The sequence below is a fragment of the Pseudomonas sp. OF001 genome (assembly GCF_904426495.1).
Taxonomy (GTDB): Bacteria; Pseudomonadota; Gammaproteobacteria; order Pseudomonadales; family Pseudomonadaceae; genus Geopseudomonas.
Genome location: NZ_CAJGBM010000034.1, coordinates 207919 through 223027 on the forward strand (window position 1 = coordinate 207919; position 15109 = coordinate 223027).

Annotated in this window: 12 protein-coding genes and 1 riboswitch; of the genes, 9 read left to right on the forward strand and 3 right to left on the reverse strand. The window is 70.5% G+C overall.

All coding sequences use genetic code 11. The features are described 5' to 3' along the window. Positions 1 to 9: 9 nt before the first annotated feature. The 6 genes from RA210_RS17070 to ligB all read left to right on the forward strand — a co-directional run bounded on the left by RA210_RS17070 (position 10) and on the right by ligB (position 8395). Positions 10 to 1824: a sensor histidine kinase gene (locus RA210_RS17070; protein WP_201487396.1), complete on the forward strand. Its 1815-nt coding sequence runs from the start codon at positions 10 to 12 to the stop codon at positions 1822 to 1824. After that, the gene (locus RA210_RS17075; RefSeq protein ID WP_201487397.1) at positions 1821 to 3203 is read left to right on the forward strand and encodes a sigma-54-dependent transcriptional regulator; all 1383 of its coding nucleotides are present in this window, start codon (positions 1821 to 1823) and stop codon (positions 3201 to 3203) included. The genes RA210_RS17070 and RA210_RS17075 overlap by 4 nt, the downstream gene beginning before the upstream one ends. Before the next feature lie 318 nt (positions 3204 to 3521). Beyond that, positions 3522 to 4529, forward strand: a complete 1008-nt coding sequence (dctP, locus tag RA210_RS17080) for a C4-dicarboxylate TRAP substrate-binding protein DctP (protein WP_136491063.1) — start codon at positions 3522 to 3524, stop codon at positions 4527 to 4529. 102 nt (positions 4530 to 4631) lie between these two features. After that, positions 4632 to 5264 carry a TRAP transporter small permease gene (locus tag RA210_RS17085; RefSeq protein ID WP_201487398.1) on the forward strand — a complete coding sequence of 211 codons (633 nt, stop codon included), beginning with the start codon at positions 4632 to 4634 and terminating at the stop codon, positions 5262 to 5264. Further along, positions 5261 to 6544 (forward strand): C4-dicarboxylate TRAP transporter large permease protein DctM, encoded by a 1284-nt coding sequence (gene dctM, locus RA210_RS17090; RefSeq protein ID WP_136491065.1) that lies wholly within the window; start codon positions 5261 to 5263, stop codon positions 6542 to 6544. Before RA210_RS17085 ends, dctM begins: the two co-directional genes overlap by 4 nt. A 156-nt stretch (positions 6545 to 6700) precedes the next feature. Then, positions 6701 to 8395 (forward strand): NAD-dependent DNA ligase LigB, encoded by a 1695-nt coding sequence (gene ligB, locus RA210_RS17095; protein WP_201487399.1) that lies wholly within the window; start codon positions 6701 to 6703, stop codon positions 8393 to 8395. Here ligB and RA210_RS17100 read toward each other — a convergent pair. Next, on the reverse strand, positions 8389 to 8835 hold the full coding sequence (locus tag RA210_RS17100; protein WP_136491720.1) for a c-type cytochrome: 447 nt from the start codon (positions 8833 to 8835) through the stop codon (positions 8389 to 8391). The two genes, ligB and RA210_RS17100, sit on opposite strands and share 7 nt — an antisense overlap. 167 nt (positions 8836 to 9002) lie before the next feature. Then, positions 9003 to 9127, forward strand: a riboswitch (S-adenosyl-L-homocysteine riboswitch). Between the two features lie 8 nt (positions 9128 to 9135). Here RA210_RS17100 and ahcY point away from each other — a divergent pair. The 3 genes from ahcY to RA210_RS17115 all read left to right on the forward strand — a co-directional run bounded on the left by ahcY (position 9136) and on the right by RA210_RS17115 (position 13702). Next, positions 9136 to 10539, forward strand: a complete 1404-nt coding sequence (gene ahcY, locus RA210_RS17105; protein WP_201487400.1) for an adenosylhomocysteinase — start codon at positions 9136 to 9138, stop codon at positions 10537 to 10539. A gap of 150 nt (positions 10540 to 10689) precedes the next feature. Further along, positions 10690 to 11535: a methylenetetrahydrofolate reductase [NAD(P)H] gene (gene metF, locus RA210_RS17110; protein WP_136491722.1), complete on the forward strand. Its 846-nt coding sequence runs from the start codon at positions 10690 to 10692 to the stop codon at positions 11533 to 11535. Positions 11536 to 11773: 238 nt separating this feature from the next. Next, entirely contained in the window at positions 11774 to 13702 is a 1929-nt protein-coding gene (locus tag RA210_RS17115) for a DEAD/DEAH box helicase (RefSeq protein WP_201487401.1), read from the forward strand. Between the two features lie 86 nt (positions 13703 to 13788). Here the strand turns inward: RA210_RS17115 and RA210_RS17120 are convergent, their stop codons facing one another. Further along, positions 13789 to 14364, reverse strand: coding sequence for a YceI family protein (locus RA210_RS17120; RefSeq protein WP_136491540.1), 576 nt, complete (start codon positions 14362 to 14364; stop codon positions 13789 to 13791). 26 nt (positions 14365 to 14390) lie between these two features. Next, on the reverse strand, positions 14391 to 14942 hold the full coding sequence (locus tag RA210_RS17125; protein WP_136491539.1) for a cytochrome b: 552 nt from the start codon (positions 14940 to 14942) through the stop codon (positions 14391 to 14393). Positions 14943 to 15109: the final 167 nt, after the last annotated feature.

A 15109-nucleotide genomic window follows, 5' to 3' on the forward strand; every position in this document is an offset into this window, starting at 1 on the left:
AAGGCCGCCATGCTCCGCCCCCTCGACCTGCTGCAGCGTCCGCGCTGGCGCACCCTGTTCGTCCTCGCCGCCCTGCTCGCCCCGCTGCTGTGGCCGATCGAGCACCTGGCGACCCGCTACTACCGCGAGCGGGTGGCCGGGCAGAGCAGCCAGACCCTCGAGCTGTACGTGGCCAACCTGCGCGGCACCCTGCGCCGCTACGAGGCGCTGCCGCACATCATGGGCGACCTGCCGGCACTGCGCGCCGCCCTGCGCGCCCAGGAGGACGCCGACAGCATCAACGCCGCCAACCAGCTGCTCGACCGGGTGCGCCGGCAGAGCGGCGCCGAGGTGATCTACCTGATGAACCCGGCCGGGCTGACCCTGGCGGCCTCCAACTGGAGCGACTACGACGCCTTCGTCGGGCGCAACTTCGCCTTCCGCCCGTACTTCCGCGAGGCGCTGGCCGGGCGCCTCGGCCAGTTCTTCGGCCTCGGCACCACCTCCGGCAAGCGCGGCTACTACTTCGCCACCGCGGTGCGCGACGGCCACGAGGTGCTCGGCGCGCTGGTGGTCAAGATCGACCTCGACCACACCGAGACCCTGCTCGGCTCGACCCCCGAGCAGTTGCTGGTCACCGACGCCAACGGCGTGGTGATCCTCACCTCGCGCCCGGACTGGCGCTTCCGCGCCACCCGCGCGCTGAGCGCCGCCGAGCGCGCCGACATCGCCGCCAACCTGCCCTATCCGACCCAGCAGCCGCAGCCGCTGGCGCTCGCCGAGCACGACTGGCTGCGCCAGAGCCACCTGCTCGCCGAAACCGGCTGGACGGTGAACATCCTCGCCCCGCGCAGCCTGGTCGAGCGCCCGGTGCAGAGCGTGATGGCCATCGCCACGGCGACCCTGCTGGCGATCCTGCTGCTGCTCGCCGTGTGGCTGCAGCGCCGCCGCCACCTGCTCGAACGCCTGGCCCTCGACGCCCGCACCCGCCGCGAACTGGAGCAGCGGGTGGCCGAGCGCACCGAAGACCTGGTGGCGCTGACCGAGCGCCTCAAGCAGGAGGTGCTCGAGCGCGAGCAGGCCCAGCAGGAGCTGGTGCGCGCCCAGGACGAGCTGGTGCAGGCCGGCAAGCTCTCCGCGCTGGGCACCATGAGCGCCAGCATCAGCCACGAGCTCAACCAGCCGCTGGCGGCGATCCGCAGCTACGCCGACAACGCCGGCGTGCTGCTCGACCACGGCCGGATCGACGACGCCCGCGGCAACCTCAGGCTGATCAGCGAGCTGACCGCGCGCATGGCCTCGATCATCAGCCACCTCAAGGCCTTCGCCCGCCGCGACCGCAAGGCGCCGGAGACCGTGGCCCTGCAGCCGGCCCTCGACGACGCCCTGGCCCTGCTCGCCCAGCGCCGCCGGGCGCTGGAGGTGGAGCTGCTGCGCGACCTGCCCGACGCCACCCTGTGGGTGCAGGCCGGCGAGACGCGCCTGCGCCAGGTGCTCGGCAACCTGCTGGCCAACGCCCTCGACTCCCTCGCCGAGCGCGCGCCGCCGCGGCGCCTGTGGCTCAGCGCGCAGACCCTGGCCGACGGCCGCATCAGCCTGACCCTGCGCGACAACGGCCCGGGCTTTTCCGCCGAGGCGCTGGCGCGCGCCCGCGAGCCGTTCTTCACCACCAAGACCACCGCCCGCGGCCTCGGCCTGGGCCTCGCCATCTGCGACAGCCTGATCCGCGCCCTCGGCGGCGAGCTGCTGCTGGCCAACCACGACGATGGCGGCGCGCTGGTCACCCTCAACCTGCTGCCGGCCAGCGCCGGGCCCGGCACCCAGTCTCCGGAGGATCGCCCATGAGTTCCGCGCCCACCGTCGCCGCCACCACCGAGGTGCTGCTGGTCGACGACGACCCGCACCTGCGCCAGGCGCTGGCGCAGACCCTCGACCTGGCCGGCCTGCGGGTCGAGGCGCGCTGCGACGCCCGCGGCCTGGCCGAAGCGCTGCCGGCGGACTGGCCGGGGGTGGTGGTCAGCGACATCCGCATGCCGGGGATCGACGGCCTGCAGTTGCTCGGGCAACTGCACGGCCGCGATCCCGAGCTGCCGGTGATCCTCATCACCGGCCACGGCGACGTGCCGCTGGCGGTGCAGGCGATGCGCGCCGGCGCCTGGGACTTCCTCGAGAAGCCGTTCTCCAGCGACGCGCTGCTCGACAGCGTGCGCCGCGCCCAGGCGATGCGCCGCCTGGCCCTGGAGAACCGCCAGCTGCGCCAGACCCTGTCCGGCCGCGACGCCCTGGAGGGCCGCCTGATCGGCCTGTCGGCGGAGATCGTGCGCCTGCGCCAGCAGGTCGCCGCGCTGGCCGGCACCCGCGCCGACGTGCTGATCCTCGGCGAGACCGGCAGCGGCAAGGAGGTGGTGGCGCGCGCCCTGCACGACCTCTCGGCGCGCCGCGACGGTCCGTTCGTGGCGATCAACGCCGGCGCCCTGGCCGAGTCGGTGGTGGAGAGCGAGCTGTTCGGCCACGAGGTCGGCGCCTTCACCGGCGCCAGCAAGCGGCGCATCGGCAAGTTCGAGTTCGCCAACGGCGGCACCCTGTTCCTCGACGAGATCGAGAGCATGAGCCTCGACGTGCAGGTCAAGCTGCTGCGTCTGCTGCAGGAGCGCACGGTCGAGCGCCTCGGCTCCAACCAGCTGATCCCGCTGGACATCCGCGTGATCGCGGCGACCAAGGAGGACCTGCGCGTGGCCGCCGACCAGGGCCGCTTCCGCGCCGACCTCTACTACCGCCTCAACGTCGCGCCGCTGCGCATCCCGCCGCTGCGCGAGCGCGGCGACGACGTGCTGCTGCTGTTCCGCCACTTCGGCGCCCTGGCCGCCGAGCGCCACGGCCTGCCGCTGCGCGAACCGGACGCCGGCGAGCGCGCCGCCCTGCTCGGCCATGCCTGGCCGGGCAACGTGCGCGAGCTGCAGAACGCCGCCGAGCGCTTCGCCCTCGGCCTTGATCTGGGCCTCGGCGCGGCGCCCGTCGGGCAGCCGACCGAAGGCAACCTGGCCGCCCGCGTCGAGGCCTTCGAGCGCGGCCTGATCACCGCCGAACTGGCCCGCGGCCACGGCTCGCTGCGCAGCCTGGCCGAGGCGCTCGGCGTGCCGCGCAAGACCCTGCACGACAAGCTGCGCAAGCACGGCCTGAGCCTCGGCGAGGGTGGCGGAAACCCGCACGACGATCTCGACTGATCTGGCGGAATCCCGCCACCCCACCCGCCCGCGCCGGCCACTCCGGGCCGCGCCGGGCGCGGCATTCCCCCCCTCGACCAAAGTCGAACCCGCCCCTGCAAGCCGCGCACCAGAGGCCTTGGCGCCTCCATGCGGGCGGGCGCTGGCGCACGTTTCCGGCCGCTGGCATAGCGGTTGCTAAGCTCAGGGTATCCCGCGCCGGCCTGTCCGCCGCGCCCGAGCGGTTCCCCCTCTCTCCACCGCTCGGGCCGGCGGCAGGCCGGCCGCCGGGGTAACGCCGTTCAAGCTGCGTCATCACAACAACGAGGAAGTACCCGCATGTTCAAGCTGACTGCCAAGGCGCTCGCCTGCGCCCTCTCGCTCGCCGTCGCCGGTCTGGCCCAGGCCGCCGAGTCTGCGACCGCCCCCATCGTCATCAAGTTCTCCCACGTGGTGGCGGAGAACACGCCCAAGGGCCAGGGCGCGGTGCTGTTCAAGAAGCTGGCCGAGGAGCGCCTGGCGGGCAAGGTCAAGGTCGAGGTCTACCCGAACTCCTCGCTGTTCGGCGACGGCAAGGAGATGGAGGCGCTGCTGCTCGGCGACGTGCAGCTCATCGCCCCGTCGCTGGCCAAGTTCGAGCACTACTCCAAGGGCGTCCAGGTCTTCGACCTGCCGTTCCTGTTCGACGACATGGCGGCGGTCGACCGCTTCCAGGCCAGCCCCGCCGGCCAGGGCCTGCTGACCTCCATGGAGAGCAAGGGCATCACCGGCCTGGGCTACTGGCACAACGGCATGAAGCAGCTGTCGGCCAACAAGGCGCTGTACGAACCCAAGGACGCCCGCGGCCTGAAGTTCCGCGTGCAGGCCTCGCAGGTGCTCGAGGAGCAGTTCAAGGCGGTGCGCGCCAACCCGCGCAAGATGAGCTTCGCCGAGGTCTACCAGGGCTTGCAGACCGGCGTGGTCAACGGCGCCGAGAACCCCTACTCGAACATCTACTCGCAGAAGATGCACGAGGTGCAGAAGTACATCACCGAGTCCAACCATGGCGTGCTGGACTACATGGTGATCACCAACACCAAGTTCTGGAACGGCCTGCCGGATGACGTGCGCAGCGAGCTGCGCAAGATCATGGACGAGGTGTCCGTCGAGGTGAACAAGCAGGCCGAGGCCCTCAACCAGGGCGACAAGCAGCGCATCCTCGATGCCAAGACCACCGAGATCATCACCCTCAACGACGAGCAGCGCGCCAAGTGGCGCGAGGCGATGAAGCCGGTGTGGAAGAAGTTCGAGGGCGAGATCGGCGCCGACCTGATCAAGGCCGCCGAAGCCGCCAATACCGCCAACTGAGTTCTACCTGAGCGATTGGTTCGCCCGCGGGGCGGGCGCCGCCGGCAGCCGCAGAGCTGCACGCCGCCCGCCCCGCCGTTCTTTCCACCGGAGATACCTGCCATGAACGCCTTGCGCCTGGTCTGGGATCGCTTCGAGGAAGGCTTCATCGTCTTCCTGCTGGCGGCCATGACCCTGGTGACGTTCGTCTACGTCATCCTCAACAACCTGTACACGCTGTTCTACAACCTCGGCGACCGCTTCGCGGCGGCCGGCGACTTCTTCTTCGCCATCGGCGACTTCATCCTCGACCTGGCCCAGGCGATGACCTGGAGCAACGCGCTGACCAAGGCGCTGTTCGCCTGGCTGATCTTCTTCGGCCTGGCCTACGGCGTGCGCACCGCCGGCCACATCGGCGTCGACGCGCTGGTCAAGCTGGCCAGCAAGCCGGTGCAGCGCCTGATCGGCCTGGTCGGCTGCCTGGCCTGCCTGGGCTACGCCGGCCTGCTCAGCGTCGCCAGCTTCGAGTGGGTACAGACCCTGTTCACCGCCGCCATCGGTGCCGAGGATCTCGGCCACTTCGGCGTCATGCAGTGGCACATCGGCCTGATCGTGCCGCTCGGCTTCGCCATGGTGTTCATCCGCTTCGCCGAGATCTTCGTGCGCATCCTGACCAACCGGCAGACCGGCCTGGGCCTGGCCGACGAGGCCGCCGAGGCGATCAAGCTGACCGAGCACGAGGAGCACACCAAATGACCATCCTGTTCCTGTTCCTCGCCCTGTTCGTGCTGATGTTCATGGGCGTGCCGATCGCCGTGTCGCTCGGCCTGGCCGGCTCGCTGACCATCATGATCTTCAGCGAGGACTCGGTGCGCTCGCTGGCGATCAAGCTGTTCGAGACCTCCGAGCACTACACCCTGCTGGCCATCCCGTTCTTCCTGCTCGCCGGCGCCTTCATGACCACCGGCGGCGTGGCCCGCCGGCTGATCGACTTCGCCAACGCCTGCGTCGGCCACATCCGCGGCGGCCTGGCGATCGGCGCGGTACTGGCGTGCATGCTGTTCGCCGCGCTGTCGGGCTCCAGCCCGGCCACCGTGGCCGCGGTCGGCTCCATCGCCATCGCCGGCATGGTGCGCTCGGGCTACCCGCAGGCGTTCGGCGCCGGCATCGTCTGCAACGCCGGCACCCTGGGCATCCTCATCCCGCCGTCGGTGGTGATGGTGGTGTACGCCGCCGCCACCGAGACCTCGGTCGGCAAGCTGTTCATGGCCGGCGTGGTGCCGGGCATCCTGCTCGGCGCGGTGCTGATGGTGGCGATCTACATCATCGCGGTGAAGAAGAACCTGCCGGCCCTGCCGCGCGCCAGCGTGCGCGAGTGGCTGGGCGCCGCGCGCAAGGCGATCTGGGGCCTGCTGCTGATGGTGATCATCCTCGGCGGCATCTACTCGGGCATGTTCACCCCCACCGAGGCCGCTGCCGTGGCCGCGGTCTACTCGGCCTTCGTCGCCCTGTTCGTCTACAAGGACATGAAGCTGTCCGAGGCGCCGGCGGTGATCCTCGAGTCGGCCAAGCTGAGCATCATGCTGATGTTCATCATTGCCAACGCCATGCTGTTCGCCCACGTGCTGACCACCGAGCAGATCCCCCAGCAGATCACCGCCTGGGTGGTCGAGATGGGCCTGTCGCCGTGGATGTTCCTGCTGGTGGTGAACATCGTGCTGCTGGTCGCCGGCGCCTTCATGGAGCCCTCGGCGATCATCCTGATCCTCGCCCCCATCCTGTTCCCGATCGCCGTGCAGCTGGGCATCGACCCGATCCACCTCGGCATCATCATGGTGGTGAACATGGAGATCGGCCTGATCACCCCGCCGGTCGGCCTCAACCTGTTCGTCACCTCGGCGGTCACCGGCATGCCGGTTTCCGCGGTGATCCGCGCCGCCATGCCCTGGCTGATGATGCTGATCGGCTTCCTGCTCCTCATCACCTACATCCCGGCGATCTCCCTGGCCCTGCCCGAGTGGCTGGGCATGAGCTGATCCCGTTGCGCGTTCTGGCTTGAAAGGCGTTCGACCCGGCTCTGCCGGGTCTTTTTTTGTCCGACGAAAGGCGGCGCGGAGTGCGCAGCGGCGCACAGCCAGAACGGAGCGCCGCCCCTAAGCTGCGATCTCCCTCGAGCAAGGACGCTCACCTCCATGCCCCGCCGCCTGCCGCGCACGCTGCCGGGCGCCGCCCTGGCGCTGGCCCTGCTGCTGCCTCCCCTCGTCCACGCCGCCTGTCCGGACTGGCCGGCCGCACGCGCCGCCCGCGAAGTCCGGGCGCTCGCCGAGCGCATCGCCGCCTGGGACACCGCCTATCACCGCGACGGCCAGTCGCCGGTCGACGACGCCCTCTACGACCAGGCCCGCGCGCGCCTCGCCCAGTGGAACCAGTGCTTTCCCGCCGCGGCCCGCACGCCGCCGGCGCTGGCCACGGCCGCCGGGCCGCTCGCCCATCCGGTGGCGCACACCGGCCTGGCCAAGCTCGCCGATGCCGCGGCGGTGGCGGCCTGGGTCGGCGGGCAGGACGACCTGTGGGTGCAGCCCAAGGTCGACGGCGTGGCGGTCAGCCTGATCTACGAGCGCGGCCGGCTGGCGCGGGCGATCAGCCGCGGCGACGGCCGCCACGGCCAGGACTGGACCGCCAGCGCGCGGCGGATCCCCGCCATCCCCGCCGAGCTGCCCGGCGCGCCCGCGCACCTGCTGCTGCAGGGCGAGCTGTACTGGCGGCTCGACGGCCACGTGCAGGCCGAACACGGCGGCGCCGGGGCGCGCGCCCGGGTCGCCGGCCTGCTCGCCCGCGCGGCGCTGAGCGAGGCCGAGGGCCGCGGCATCGGCCTGTTCGTCTGGGACTGGCCGGAGGGGCCGCAGGAGATGGGCGAACGCCTGGCCGGCCTGCGCCGCCTGGGCTTCGACAGCCCGGACTACACCCGACCGGTACGCGGTGCCGACGAGATCGCCCGCTGGCGCGAGCAGTGGTATCGCCAGGCGCTGCCGTTCGCCAGCGACGGCATCGTCATCCGCCACGGCAGCCGCCCGCCGGCCACGCGCTGGCAGGCCGAGCCGCCGCACTGGGCGGTGGCCTGGAAATACCCGGCGGCGCAGGCGCTGGCCGAGGTGCGCGCAGTGGAGTTCCGCATCGGCCGCCGCGGGCGCATCACCCCGCTGCTGCACCTCGAACCGCTGCAGCTGGACGACCGGCGCATCGCCCGGGTCAGCGCCGGCTCGCTCGGGCGCTGGCGGCAGCTGGACATCCGCCCCGGCGACCAGGTGGCGCTGCGCCTGGCCGGGCTGAGCATTCCGCGCCTCGACGGCGTGGCCTGGCAGGCGGCCGAGCGGGCGCCGCTCGCCGTGCCCGACCCGGCGCGCCATCATCCGCTGAGCTGCTGGCGGGCCAGCGAGCCGGGTTGCGCCGGACAGTTCCATGCGCGGCTGGTCTGGCTCGGCGGACGCCAGGGCCTGGCGCTGGGCGGCCTTGGCCCGGGCACCTGGCAGGCGCTGCAGGACAGCGGCCGGCTGGACGGCCTGCTCGACTGGCTGGCGCTGGACGAGGCGCAACTGGCGGCCCTGCCGGGCTTCGGCCCGCGGCGCGCGGCGACTGTGTGGCGCAGCCTGCAGACGGCCCGCCAGCGGCCGTTCGCGCACTGGCTCAGGGCGCTGGGCCTGCCGCCCAGTGGCGGTGCCCGGCTGGCGGAGGACTGGGCGACGCTGGCGGCGCGCAGCGCCGCGGACTGGCAGGCCGCCGGCGCCAGCGCCCGACAGGCCACGCAGCTGCAGGCGTTCTTCGCCCATCCCGAGGTGGGCGAGCTGCGCCGCCGGCTGCAGGTCGCCGGCGTGCGCGGCTTTCAGTAGATGCGGAATTCCTCGTGGCAGGCCTTGCAGGCCTTCTCCACGCGATCGACCGGCGCGGCCAGGGCCTTGGCCTCGAGCGGCCGGGCGGTGGTGGCGGCGACCAGCGCCGCGGTGCTCGCCTCGAGGTCGCGGGCCAGCTGCTGGAAGCGCTCCTGACGCTGCCACACCTCGTCGCGGGCGCTGCTGTCCTCCTCGCGCACCTGCGGGAAGTGCTGCCAGGGCTGGCGCGACAGCGCATCGAGCCTGGCGGCGCCCTCGGCGAAGCGCTGCTCGTCGAAGCCGATGCGGCCGCGCAGCATGCCGCCGAGGTCCTCGCTGGTGTTGAGCATCTGCTTGAACAGCGCCTGGCGCTGGCCCAGCGGCGAATTGGGGTCGACACGGTCGCAGGCGGTCAGGGTCAGGCCGCTCAGGGCCAGCAACAGCAGGGTTCGGGCAATCATGGCTACTCGCGGGGGTCGGGTCGAAAACGCGCGACAGTATCCGCGCATCGCTCCTGCGGGCCAAGGCCTGCGGGCGCGTCGGGGCGCCGCACGTACGGAAAACTTGGGCACGGCCGCGCGCGCCGCTATAATCCGGGCTCCCCGCGGCCTCCGGCCGCACCCGCCTCCCGTCCGAGGGGCGCTGCAGCAGGGTTTGCGCCGGTCGATGCACCGGCACCTGTCAGGCTCGGACGGGCTGTCGCCACGGCACGCAGCCTGCGTCCGTTCCTGACTTCAACGGCGCCCATTCGCCAATCACGAATGGAGATACGCATGAGCGCTGCTTTTGCCGATTACAAGGTTGCCGACATTGCCCTGGCCGACTGGGGCCGTCGCGAGATCATCATCGCCGAGTCCGAGATGCCGGCGCTGATGGGCCTGCGCCGCAAGTACGCCGCGGAGAAGCCGCTGGCCGGCGCGAAGATCCTCGGCTGCATCCACATGACCATCCAGACCGCGGTGCTGATCGAGACCCTGGTCGCCCTCGGCGCCGAGGTGCGCTGGTCGTCCTGCAACATCTTCTCCACCCAGGACCAGGCCGCCGCCGCCATCGCCGCCGCCGGCATCCCGGTGTTCGCCTGGAAGGGCGAGACCGAGGAGGAGTACGAGTGGTGCATCGAGCAGACCATCCTCAAGGACGGCCAGCCGTGGGACGCCAACATGGTGCTGGACGACGGCGGTGATCTGACCCAGATCCTCCACGAGCGCTACCCGGCGATGCTGGAGCGGATCCACGGCATCACCGAGGAAACCACCACCGGCGTGCACCGCCTGCTCGACATGCTCAAGGCCGGCACCCTGAAAGTCCCGGCGATCAACGTCAACGACTCGGTGACCAAGAGCAAGAACGACAACAAGTACGGCTGCCGCCACAGCCTCAACGACGCCATCAAGCGCGGCACCGACCACCTGCTGTCCGGCAAGCAGGCGCTGGTGATCGGCTACGGCGACGTGGGCAAGGGCTCGGCGCAGTCGCTGCGCCAGGAAGGCATGATCGTCAAGGTCAGCGAGATCGACCCGATCTGCGCCATGCAGGCGTGCATGGACGGCTTCGAGGTGGTGTCCCCGTACCTCGACGGCAACAACGACGGCAGCGAGGCCAGCATCGACAAGGCGCTGCTCGGCAAGATCGACCTGATCGTCACCACCACCGGCAACGTCAACGTCTGCGACGCCAACATGCTCAAGGCGCTGAAGAAGCGCGCCGTGGTGTGCAACATCGGCCACTTCGACAACGAGATCGACACCGCCTTCATGCGCGCCAACTGGGGCTGGGAAGAGGTCAAGCCGCAGGTGCACAAGATCCACCGCACCGGCAAGGACATCGACCCGACCAACGACGACTACCTGATCCTGCTGGCCGAAGGCCGCCTGGTGAACCTGGGCAACGCCACCGGCCACCCGAGCCGGATCATGGACGGCTCCTTCGCCAACCAGGTGCTGGCGCAGATCCACCTGTACGGCGCGCGCTTCGCCGACCTGCCGGCCGCGGAGAAGGCCCAGCGCCTGACCGTCGAGGTGCTGCCGAAGAAGCTCGACGAAGAAGTGGCCCTGGAGATGGTCAAGGGCTTCGGTGGCGTGGTCACCCGCCTGACCGGCAAGCAGGCCGAGTACATCGGCGTGAACGCCGAAGGCCCGTTCAAGCCGGACAGCTACCGTTACTGATACGCCTGCGCCGGGAGGGAAACCCGTGCCGCGGCTTCCCTCCCTCCGCTTCGCCAAACGGACACATCGTAGGGTGCGCCACGCGCACCACCCGCAGCGATGATTACCCCGGTGCGCACGGCGCACCCTACGTCTGAACGGATCGACTCCATGTCCCAGGAACGCCGCTACAGCTTCGAGTTCTTCCCGACCAAGACCGAAGCCGGGCACGAAAAACTGCTGACCGTGGCCCGCCAACTGGCCGGCTACAACCCCGATTTCTTCTCCTGCACCTATGGCGCCGGCGGCTCGACGCGCGACCGCACGCTGAACACCGTGCTGCAGCTCGACGGCGAGGTGAAGGTGCCGACCGCGCCGCACCTGTCCTGCGTCGGCGACAGCAAGGCCGAGCTGCGCGAGCTGCTGGCCACCTACAAGGACGCCGGCATCCAGCGCATCGTCGCCCTGCGCGGCGACCTGCCCTCGGGCATGGGCATGGCCAGCGGCGAGCTGCGCTACGCCAACGAGCTGGTCGAGTTCATCCGCGCGGAAACCGGCGAGCATTTCCATATCGAGGTTGCCGCCTATCCGGAAGTCCACCCGCAGGCGCGCAGTTTCGAGGATGATCTACGTAACTTCGTGCGCAAGGCCCAGGCCGGCGCCGACAGCGCGATCACCCAGTACTTCTTCAACGCCGACTGCTACTTCTATTTCGTGGAACGCGTGCGCAAGCTGGGTGTCGAAATCCCGATCGTTCCGGGTATCATGCCGATCACCAACTACAGCAAGCTGGCGCGTTTCTCCGACGCCTGCGGCGCCGAGATCCCGCGCTGGATCCGCAAGCAGCTGGAAGCCTACGGCGACGACCTCGCCAGCATCCAGGCGTTCGGCGAACAGGTGATCACCGAGATGTGCGAGAAACTCCTCGCCGGCGGTGCCCCGGGCCTGCACTTCTACACCCTGAACCAGGCCGAACCGAGCCTGGCGATCTGGAACAACCTCAAGCTGCCCCGCTGAGGTCGAGCCCCCGGGCTCAGAGCGCCCGTCCGCGCCATCGGCGCGGACGGCGGCTCGCAACGCTACGGACCTCCGTCCAGACCACCGCCCGGCGCAGGGCGATGGCCGTCGGGCGGGGGCATGGTCCGAATCCATGCCCTGTTCGCAGTCGATGATGATGCGCGCGGGATCTACCGGCCAGAGGCCGGGTCGATCCCCCCCGAGTCGGCGGGTTGCCGACGTGAAACAGGAACCCCGCATGTCCTTTACTTCCCTCGGTCTCTCCGAGGCCCTGGCCCGCGCCGTCGAGGCCGCCGGCTACACCCAGCCCACCCCGGTGCAGCAGCGCGCCATTCCCGCCGTCCTGCAGGGCCGCGACCTGATGGTCGCCGCGCAGACCGGCACCGGCAAGACCGGCGGCTTCGCCCTGCCGGTGCTCGAACTGCTGTTCCCGGGCGGCCACCCGGACCGCGAACACCGCCACGCCGCCAAGCAGCCGCGCGTGCTGGTGCTGACCCCGACCCGCGAGCTGGCCGCCCAGGTCCACGACAGCTTCAAGCTGTACGCCCGCGACCTGCCGCTGAAAAGCGCGTGCATCTTCGGCGGCGTCGGCATGAACCCGCAGGTCCAGGCCGTCGCCAAGGGCCTCGACGTGCTGGTCGCCTGCCCCGGCCGCCTGCTCGACCTGGCCAACCAGAAGGCCATCGACCTCGGCCACGTGGAGATCCTCGTCCTCGACGAGGCCGACCGCATGCTCGACATGGGCTTCATCCACGACGTCAAGAAGGTGCTCGCCAAGCTGCCGGCCAAGCGCCAGAACCTGCTGTTCTCGGCGACCTTCTCCAAGGACATCACCGATCTCGCCGGCAAGCTGCTGCACAACCCCGAGCGCATCGAGGTGACCCCGCCGAACACCACGGTGGAGCGCATCGAGCAGCGCATGTTCCGCATCGCCGCCACCCAGAAGCGCGCCCTGCTCGCCCACCTGGTGACCGTCGGCGCCTGGGAGCAGGTGCTGGTGTTCACCCGCACCAAGCACGGCGCCAACCGCCTGGCCGAGTACCTGTGCAAGCAGGGCCTGCCGGCCGCCGCGATCCACGGCAACAAGAGCCAGAACGCGCGCACCAAGGCGCTGGCCGACTTCAAGGCCAACAGCGTGCGCATCCTGGTGGCCACCGACATCGCCGCCCGCGGCCTGGACATCGACCAGCTGCCGCACGTGGTCAACTACGAGCTGCCCAACGTCGAGGAGGACTACGTCCACCGCATCGGCCGCACCGGCCGCGCCGGACGCAGCGGCGAGGCGATCTCGCTGGTGTCCCCGGACGAGGACAAGCTGCTCAAGGCCATCGAGCGCCTGACCAAGCAGCGCATCCCCGAAGGCGACATGCAGGGCTTCGACCCCAGCCAGGTGGTGGAAGCCGCGCCGACCGACAGCGACGAGCGGCCGCCGCGCCAGGGCCGTGGCCACGGCCGCAAGGACCTGCCGCAGCAGGAACGCAAGGAGCGCGCCCCGCGCGCCGCCAAGGGCGAGAAGAGCGAGAAGGGCGACAAGCCGAGGGGCGACAAGACCGACAAGGCCGCCAGACCGGCCCGCGGCGAGAAGGCGGACAAGCCGTCGGCCAAGCCGGCTCGCGGCGATCGCCCGCAGGGCCAGGCTGCCCAGGGTGGCGACAAGTCGCGCAACCGCCGTGGCGGTCAGGGCCAGGCGCAGGGACAGGGCCGCAACGAGCGCCGCGGCGGCCAGCCGGCGGCGGTCCAGCTGGCACCGGGCGAACTGCCGTTGCCGACCCGCCCCGATCGCGATCCGGAGGCCTTCCTCGACGATGAGTACGACAACTTCGGCAACAGCGTCGAGTACGTCAGCCCCTACCAGGGCAAGAAGCAGGGCCGCGGCGCTCGCCCGCAGGGCGGCGGCAATGCCCCGCGTGGCCAGGGCGGTGCCCGGCAGAACGCCGGCGGCGGCCAGCGCCGCGGCGACCTCGGCCAGCGCGCCCGCGACAGCCTGCTGCGTGAGCCGCCGCTGCGCGAGCCGGCGGCCGTGCGCAGCCCGCGCGACACCCAGCCGGTGATCGTGCGCAAGCCGTCGCGCAGCGACCGCCTGCCCACCGCCGAGCAGCTGGAACAGCTGGAGCAGGAAAACCGCCCGCGCAGCGAGAAGCCGGCGCTGCTGACCCGCAACAAGTAAGCGCCCGCGCCGCTCCTGCGGCGCAGTCGCTGCCGGAAACGACAACGCCGCCCATTCGGGCGGCGTTGTCGTTCAGGGACGGCGCGTTACTGGCGCACGCCCTCGACGGAGATGATCAGCTCGACTTCCTGGGAAGCCGGGCCGAGGTCCTTCTGGATGTCGAAGTCCTTCAGCTTGAGCCTGGTGCTGCCCTCGAAGCCGGCGCGGTAGCCGCCCCACGGATCCTGGCCTTCGCCGATGAACTTGGCGGCGATCACCACCGGCTTGGTCACGCCGTTGAGGGTCAGGTTGCCGGCGATGTCGGCGGTGCCCTCGCCGGTGGACTTCACGCCGGTGGACTCGAAGGTGGCGGTCGGGTGCTTGGCCACGTTGAGGAAGTCGGCGCTGCGCAGGTGCTTGTCGCGCTCGGCGTGGTTGGAGTCGACGCTGGCGGTCTTCAGCTCGACCTTGACCTTGCTCTCCTCCGGCTTGGCGGCATCGAAGCTGAAGCTGCCGTCGAAGTCCTTGAAGGTGCCGTACAGCCAGCTGTAGCCGAGGTGGCTGATCTTGAAGTTGACGAAGGCGTGCTGGCCTTCCTTGTCGATCTTGTAGTCGGCGGCCATGGCCTGGGCGCCGAACAGCAGGGAACCGAGGCTCAGGGCGAGCAGGGATTTCTTCAGCATGGTGGGACTCCGTTGCAGTCTAGGGGTCATTCGGCGCGGCCCAGCATGCGCTTGAGGGTCGCGTCGCGGTCGATGAAGTGGTGCTTGAGGGCGGCCAGGGCGTGCAGCACGGCCAGGCCGATCAGGCCCCAGGCCAGCCAGCGGTGCACGAGGCCGGCGATGTCTTCCTGGCCGTCGATGCCGCTGAGGGTGGCCGGCACGCTGAACCAGCCGAACACCTCGATGGCGCGGCCGTCGGCGGTGGAGATCAGGTAACCGGAAACCATCAGGGCGAACAGCCCGAGATACAGCAGGCCGTGGGCCAGCGCGGCGCCGGCGCGGGTCTGCGCGCTGTAGCTGGCCAGCGCCGGCGGCGGCGGGCTGACCAGCCGCCAGACCACCCGCAGCAGCATGGCCAGCAGCAGCAGGATGCCGATGCCCTTGTGCAGGTCGGGGGCGCGGCGGTACCAGCTGCTGTAGTAGTCGAGGCCGACCATCCACAGGCCGAGGCCGAACAGGCCGAACACCGCCAGGGCGATGCCCCAGTGCAGGAGGATGCTGACCAGCCCGTAGCGGCGGGCGGAATTGCGCCATTGCATGAGAAGAATTCCCGTTAAAAGCGAGAAGCCAAGACTAGCAACAAACCCATCGATATAAAGCGGAATTTCTGGTTCAAAACAATTCGAATGTCCGATGGATCCGCGCCTCTGCCCATCCCTGCGGCCCCGGGGCTACACTGTGCGCCCTGTCCGTTCGAGGAGCGCCG

Bases quoted from the DNA above. Each gene is read 5' to 3' on its own strand.
- metF (WP_136491722.1), top strand. From the start codon at position 10,690: ATGTCCCAGGAACGCCGCTACAGCTTCGAGTTCTTCCCGACCAAGACC.
- RA210_RS17120 (WP_136491540.1), bottom strand. From the start codon at position 14,364: ATGCTGAAGAAATCCCTGCTCGCCCTGAGCCTCGGTTCCCTGCTGTTC.
- RA210_RS17100 (WP_136491720.1), bottom strand. From the start codon at position 8,835: ATGATTGCCCGAACCCTGCTGTTGCTGGCCCTGAGCGGCCTGACCCTG.
- RA210_RS17070 (WP_201487396.1), top strand. From the start codon at position 10: ATGCTCCGCCCCCTCGACCTGCTGCAGCGTCCGCGCTGGCGCACCCTG.
- dctP (WP_136491063.1), top strand. From the start codon at position 3,522: ATGTTCAAGCTGACTGCCAAGGCGCTCGCCTGCGCCCTCTCGCTCGCC.
- dctM (WP_136491065.1), top strand. From the start codon at position 5,261: ATGACCATCCTGTTCCTGTTCCTCGCCCTGTTCGTGCTGATGTTCATG.
- ahcY (WP_201487400.1), top strand. From the start codon at position 9,136: ATGGAGATACGCATGAGCGCTGCTTTTGCCGATTACAAGGTTGCCGAC.
- ligB (WP_201487399.1), top strand. From the start codon at position 6,701: ATGCCCCGCCGCCTGCCGCGCACGCTGCCGGGCGCCGCCCTGGCGCTG.
- RA210_RS17085 (WP_201487398.1), top strand. From the start codon at position 4,632: ATGAACGCCTTGCGCCTGGTCTGGGATCGCTTCGAGGAAGGCTTCATC.
- RA210_RS17125 (WP_136491539.1), bottom strand. From the start codon at position 14,942: ATGCAATGGCGCAATTCCGCCCGCCGCTACGGGCTGGTCAGCATCCTC.
- RA210_RS17075 (WP_201487397.1), top strand. From the start codon at position 1,821: ATGAGTTCCGCGCCCACCGTCGCCGCCACCACCGAGGTGCTGCTGGTC.
- RA210_RS17115 (WP_201487401.1), top strand. From the start codon at position 11,774: ATGTCCTTTACTTCCCTCGGTCTCTCCGAGGCCCTGGCCCGCGCCGTC.